The 6,237-nt window shown below is 49.9% G+C and carries 7 protein-coding genes; 1 reads left to right on the forward strand and 6 read right to left on the reverse strand.

Features of this window, described 5'->3' with window-relative positions:
* Positions 1–6 precede the first annotated feature (6 nt).
* The 6 genes from KME12_16205 to KME12_16230 form a co-directional block, all read right to left on the reverse strand.
* The gene (locus tag KME12_16205) at positions 7–618 is read right to left on the reverse strand and encodes a hypothetical protein (protein MBW4489333.1); all 612 of its coding nucleotides are present in this window, start codon (positions 616–618) and stop codon (positions 7–9) included.
* A gap of 239 nt (positions 619–857) precedes the next feature.
* A complete protein-coding gene (gene acsF, locus KME12_16210; GenBank protein MBW4489334.1) occupies positions 858–1,934 on the reverse strand; it encodes a magnesium-protoporphyrin IX monomethyl ester (oxidative) cyclase in 1,077 nt (358 codons plus the stop codon).
* A 307-nt stretch (positions 1,935–2,241) separates the two neighbouring features.
* On the reverse strand, positions 2,242–2,472 hold the full coding sequence (locus tag KME12_16215; GenBank protein MBW4489335.1) for a GNAT family N-acetyltransferase: 231 nt from the start codon (positions 2,470–2,472) through the stop codon (positions 2,242–2,244).
* A gap of 159 nt (positions 2,473–2,631) precedes the next feature.
* Positions 2,632–3,219 (reverse strand): Uma2 family endonuclease, encoded by a 588-nt coding sequence (locus tag KME12_16220; GenBank protein MBW4489336.1) that lies wholly within the window; start codon positions 3,217–3,219, stop codon positions 2,632–2,634.
* A gap of 73 nt (positions 3,220–3,292) precedes the next feature.
* Entirely contained in the window at positions 3,293–3,757 is a 465-nt protein-coding gene (locus KME12_16225; GenBank protein ID MBW4489337.1) for a CPBP family intramembrane metalloprotease, read from the reverse strand.
* A 191-nt stretch (positions 3,758–3,948) separates the two neighbouring features.
* Positions 3,949–5,769: a M48 family metalloprotease gene (locus KME12_16230; GenBank protein MBW4489338.1), complete on the reverse strand. Its 1,821-nt coding sequence runs from the start codon at positions 5,767–5,769 to the stop codon at positions 3,949–3,951.
* 253 nt (positions 5,770–6,022) lie between these two features.
* Here KME12_16230 and KME12_16235 point away from each other — a divergent pair, with 253 nt between their 5' ends.
* Positions 6,023–6,193 carry a hypothetical protein gene (locus KME12_16235; GenBank protein ID MBW4489339.1) on the forward strand — a complete coding sequence of 57 codons (171 nt, stop codon included), beginning with the start codon at positions 6,023–6,025 and terminating at the stop codon, positions 6,191–6,193.
* Positions 6,194–6,237 lie beyond the last annotated feature (44 nt).

The following is a 6,237-nucleotide window of genomic DNA, read 5'->3' on the forward strand; positions in this document are numbered from 1 at the left end:
GATCGCTCAAGGCATCCATTCTAGAGAGACTCCCACACGGCTATCCTTGGCAAAGCGGGAGTTTTGTTTTTGGATATCCGTAGACAAGCGTAGATTGTTCGTCACCGCGTAGCCCGCCGATAGCGTTGTTAGCCCCACTTCCTCATCAGAACCAGGAGATACCCAACTCTGGGTCAGAGAGACATCAGCGGCTCCAGTGCGCGACAGCACCAACAAAACCCGCACCCCAACATTCGCTCCATCAGTGGAATATTGATCGGTTTCTAAATAGCGGTAGCCCACCACAGGCGCAACATTGACATAGCTGCCCAAAGGCCGCACATAGTAACGCACGTCTCCGCCATAGGCTTCGCGATCGCCATTAAACGCAGCTTGGTATTCTCCGCTGACCGTTAAGCCACTCCGCCCTAAGAACACATCCTCCACACCCACATTCCAACCGCCAGCGTGATCCGTAGAGGGAAACTGAGAGTATCCCGCCCTAATTCGCGTCCGGAAACTTGGGTCGTGTTTGATGTCCGACAATACATCTGGCACTTCCCGTAACCAACGCTGCAACACAGGACTTTCTTGGATAACCTCTGGCTTTAAATCCAAGTCACTCGCAGCCTGAGACACTTCAGGTGGTTGAGTTGTAGGTGCAGGCGTTTCCTGAGCCGTAGCCCGATCAATCCCACCTAAAAGCACAATGAGTAAGCTCACCGACAGGCCCAAGCGGAAGGGCGATCGCAGCCATTGCCAATTAATAATTTGTCTCTCCATGCAAGCAATTGATGGCTGAAGAATCAAGCAGGTTCCCACAAAAAAACGGTTCTGCATTAAACAGAACCGCCAGCATTCGGAGCCAATCTGAAACGTTAACGTACAGTGCCTTCTAGAGCCACCATATCAATCGGCTTCATCAGGTACAACCGCAGCATTTGCCAAGCGATCGCACCGATTAGGGGTAGCTTCTGGAAGAACTTCACGGCTTTGGGCTGGTTAGACTCAATGATCTTGTTCAGCTTCAGAAAAGCCGCAGCCGCCTTATCCATCCGAGCCACGAATTTAGGATTTTCTACATCCAGAATCACGGGGAAAACGCGACCCGCAGTTTCGTTGGTCTTGTTGATCACATGCAGATCGTAGTCCCGCGCATTCAGGCCCAGAGAAGCGTAGAAGCCAGAGCGCTGAAGGTCGTTGAGGTACATGGTGGCAAACACGGAGAGCAGGAAGAAGCGACTCCAGAGTTTTGCTTTCCAATCGTTAAGGAACTGGGGCTGAGCCTTCATGATGGCATCAAAAAAGTCACCATGACGGTTCTCATCTTGGCACCAGTTATCAAAGAATCGGAAAATCGGGTAGATGCGATTCTCAGGGTGCGACTCTAGGTGACGGAAAATCGTGATGTACCGCCAGTAGCCAATCTTTTCAGAGAGGTAAGTCGCGTAGAAGATAAACTTTGGCTTAAAGAAGGTGTAGCTGCGGCTCTTGGTCAAGAAACCCAAGTCGAGCGACATGTTGAAGTCGGTCATCGCCTTGTTGAGGAAACCAGCGTGACGCGCCTCATCTCGTGACATCAGCGAGAAGCACTCTGCCAACAAGGGGTTCTTGTCTTTCAGCTTGCGAGCTAGTTCTTTGTAGAGCAGGAAGCCAGAGAACTCAGCGGTGCAAGAGCGCTCTAGAAACTCGATGAATAGCTGACGGGTTTCGCCATCAATGTGATCCCAAGATTGCTCAAACTCAGCATCCCGCACAAAATGGTGGCGATTGTAGTCAGCCCGAAATTCTTCCAGGATGGCTCTCAACTCGTCCTCGTTGGGAGAGATGTCCATCTTTGCCATCTCATCGAAGTCGGTGGTATAGAACCGAGGAGTGAGGATGGTTTCCTTCGCGGGGACTTTGATTCCTGGCTTCTGTTCTTCAAAACCAGGTTTCTTGAGGGAATCTACCATAGGTGTTTCTGCTCTTTTATGATTCTGTGCCTCAGGTCTAGAGCCATGAAAGCAATACAGAGGAAGCCAAGACGTAAATGCGGCATTTTCTATGCACTTTAGTTTACAAGGTCTGAGAGGTTGAAGCGAGGCGATCGTGTTAAGAGTTGCAACATCGCGTCAACTTCTGTGAGTCTTGGTGAAGACAAAGGTGAAGACAAGTGCGATCGCCCATGTCTTGTAGGGTGCGTCACGACGCACCGCCATAAATTATTGTGTCTCTCCGGTTGAGAACGGTGCGTACGCTTCGCTTTACACACCCTACCGTCTATAAAACTTTCTCTAGCCAGAGTTGCCGTCCGTCTTGCCACAGCGATCGCTCAGCTTGTAATCCTAATTTTTGGTAAAGGGCGATCGCTCCTATATTTCGTTCATTGGTATTGAGGCCAATTGAACGAAATCCTTTGGCAGCAGCTCTATCAATAGCCAATTGAACCAGTTGTCGCCCTACTCCTTGTCGCCGTACCTCCGGAAGCACATAGAGGATTTCCTTGAGCATCTTGAGCCAGAAAAAATTCAGTATCTGACTCTTGCAAGAGTCGGGCGATCGCGTCTCGAAACTCTGTATCGGAAGGATGCAATTGCTGAAGCTGATCCCGAAATGCGCCAGCTAGTCGTACCAGTGATTCGAGATTCCCTGCACTTGCAACTCGAATAATCAAATCTGTTGCCAAAAGATTGTCTGTAAATCCAAGATAAAGCCAGGAAGTACTGCTTCCCCAGATAAAGTGGCGGGAGCCTGGAGAACTTCAACGAGTTGATTTGGGCGGTAAATTTCTACTTGACGAGTTTTGGGGCTGATCAGCCATGCCAACTGACAACCATTCTCGATGTATTCCTGCATTTTGGCTTGCAGCGTTTCTAAATCATCAGTCTCAGAAGCTAACTCTAGGATAAAGTCAGGACACAATGGCGCAAAACCTTTACGTTGCTCTGGCGTAAGTGCATCCCAGCGCTCTTGCTTCACCCAAGCAGTGTCAGGCGCACGAGTCGCTCCATTCGGCAGCTTGAATCCTGTTGACGAATCAAAGACTTTACCCAGCCGAGTTTGACGATTCCAAAGTGTGAAATCTGTGGTTAATTCAGCATTGTAGTGACCGCTTTCACTCCCCGTAGGTGCCATCACAATCAGTTCCCCTTGCGCCGTTCGTTCCATTCTCAAGTCAGGATTTGCTTGGCTTAGCTGTGTGAACTGCTCTTCTGTAACCTTGAGTTGTGGAGGCACCTTAACTGCAACGCTGCTCATCATCTGACCTCTACAGGCTCTATCCTCACAGCATAGCCTTAAGCTTTTCAAAGTAGGCGATCGCTTGGCCCACTCACGAGTTCTCAACTCCATCTTGCGGAAATTTCAATCTTGCATATCCGCCTAGCAAGAGTAACCAAGCGACTACAACTGTCCAGTGAATGGCTACAGCAGTCCAAATAGAGCCTGATTGCCAATAGGAGATAGAACAGGCAACTCCCAAAATCCCAGTTGAGAACAGGAAAACAGGATGGGTCATTGTGGGCAAGCTACAGCGGTACAGCGTGGCCCCATTTAAAGGGTGGTACAACACATAAGCGAATAAACTGAGCACTCCCCAAAGTATCTGTATGTTGAATGCCGATGGCTCACTAGCATGGGCTAAGGGCATGGCACGGAAGCACAATTCCTCTGCTAACGCCGGAAACAAAAAACAGGCGACTAATACACCAGTCATTTTGAGCGCAGACAAACGAGGAACAGTGAACCGTAAAAAGCCTGTTTGCAATCCTAACGGCACACAAATGAGCGCAGTCATAGATAGCAGCAACCCTGCTATGTTCCAACTGGCGGCGCTAGGAAAAGTTAGACAAGCTGAAACCACTCTAGCGGCGAGTAAATTAAGAAACTGCACGATGTCGAAATAGTTGTAAATAAGCGTTGCCAGAAAACTCTAATCAAGGGGGCGATCGCTAGGTTTAATCTGCCAACCCGCGATCGCTCTTCAGCTTATTTTTCTTCTGTTTTTTGTTCTACTTTTTGTTCTGGTTGTTTCCGGCATTCTAGTTTTTCTTGTCTACTCTTCTTCTCCTTTTCGCATTGTTTGCGCTCTGCGATCAGTTGTTTGACTCTAGCTTTCACGGTGTTGTGGCGGGTGACTCCCTCGTAGGCGTAGCGGTTGTAGCCGTTCTCTTGAATCAGGCTTTCCAGATATTCCACCCGCTCGTTGGTGACTGGGTGTGAGGAGAGCCAACTGAAAGGCATGCTGTCTTTGTCTTCTTTTTCCAATGTCACCATCAAGTTGCGTAACCCATCTGCTGCGTAGCCCGTCGAAGCTAAAATCCGGGTGCCCACAATATCCGCTTGTCGCTCCATATCGCGGCTGTAGTCTAGAACCGCCAAATTGCCAATGGTGCCCCCAAAGGGAAAGAACTGCGTGGCGCTAGAAACCAGATTTCCTTGAGCCACTAACTGAAATCCGTGGGAGAGAACTGAATGAGACAACTCATGGGCCAAAAGTCCGGCGAGTTCTGCTTCCGAGTTGGTTTTGGCGATCGCTCCCGCATTGAGAAACACCTTACCTCCAGGCAGGGCAAAGGCATTGAGGCGATCGTCCATAATCACGTGAAACTCGTACTTAAAATCTCGTCCCGCTACTGTGGCGATGCGACGACCGATCTCATTCACATAATCCACCACCAGCGGATCATCTATCAGTTCCAACTCTTCCTTGGCATCCTTCGCGACACTCTCTCCGATTGCTGCCTCTCCCCGCATCAACATAGCTGTGGTTTGCACCGCTGATAAGGGGCTAAAGATATTGCCAGTCAGTACGTAACCCGCAACCCCGGTGATGGCATTGGCGATCGCATTGCCGCGCAACTCTCGCCGCATATTTCGCTGGAACTGCTCCAGGTTATCTTCAGCGAGTTTGGCGAATTCGGGTGCGGCTGGATCGTTGGGGTTGAGCAAAGCGAATTGCCGCGCCGCGATCGAAGCATCTAGCCATTGCTTGGTTGCCACCAAAAGTTCTATCTTGGCTTTCAACAAATCGGGCTGGTTAGGATAAAAAGCCGTGGCACGCTCTAGTACTGTTAGCGCTTCTGGGGTGCGCTGGTAGTCTTGGAGCGCTTGGGCGAGGCGTAAATGTCCAGGGACAAATTGGGGGTACTGCTCCACCAGCATACTCAGCGGTACAAAAATTCGAGTCTCTAGTTTCTGAGCCATCCCAGCTTCCGATTCGCGCCAGTAGACCTGTCCTCCGGGTGACAACTGAGCTGGGTCTAAAATCGGTTCCGGTCGTTGCTTGGCTTCTGTTGCTGCCGCTTCTTTGGCAAACAACGGCTTTGCTTCTCGATAGAGCTTTTCAGCAGCGGGAAATTGTCCACCCAAGTACAACTGGTCGGCTTCAATCAGTTTTTGTTGTCGCGCCTGTTCTTCCGGAGTAGGCGGTGCCTCCGCTTTCTCTGCGTCAGAATCGATCGCCTCAGCCTCGCTCGCTTCATCTGACTTTGGTTCTGGTTCTGATTTTGACTCTGGCTCTGCGGCAGCATCCGCATTACTTGGCTCAGTGGTTGATTCCGCCGAATCTGATTCTGCTGATGCTTCTGCCTGAGCTGGTTCTATCTGAGTTGGTTCTATCTGAGTTGGTTCAGAAGTTGCCGTAGGTGGTTGGGTAACGTCTGAGTTGGATGGGGTTGAGGATGGCTCGGCAGCGTTAGGGGCAGCGCTAGCAGGATCAGAAATTGGAGTATCAGCAACTGTAGGAACAGGAACAGCCTCAACTACGACACTGTTAGCGATCGCTGCCGTCGGCACCACAGGCAACATTAGCAAACTCAGTAGCAACACTTGTCGGCTGATGCGACTTTGACCTCTAGCACCATTGAGCGATCGCCCAGATCTAGCAACCATGACAACCCCTACTACTTCTCTTAAAGTTGGCTACTCATTCACTATGCTTATTGTGCCAAGTGTAACTGGGTCTACCTAGCGATCGCCTAGTTTCTTTAACTGCCGTTTTTCTGCTGACTACCCAGCAAAGTATTTATGATTGAACCAGAAACCTTAAAGTGCCAGTGATATGAATAAGGTCGGAACTTCCTACCTGCTTTGGCTAGGTTGCTTATTTGGAATATCTGGACTACATCGTCTTTACAACGGAAAAATTGCCACCAAGTTTTTTGGGATGGCTGGGAGCCTTGTCTCTTTAGAGCAAGGAGGAAAGCCGACTCAAGCGGCTTTAGCCGCCTAGAATCCATAGCTGTAACCATCAGCCCGATGAATAACCTCCAGATA

Source organism: Trichocoleus desertorum ATA4-8-CV12, assembly GCA_019358975.1.
GTDB lineage: Bacteria > Cyanobacteriota > Cyanobacteriia > FACHB-46 > FACHB-46 > Trichocoleus > Trichocoleus desertorum_A.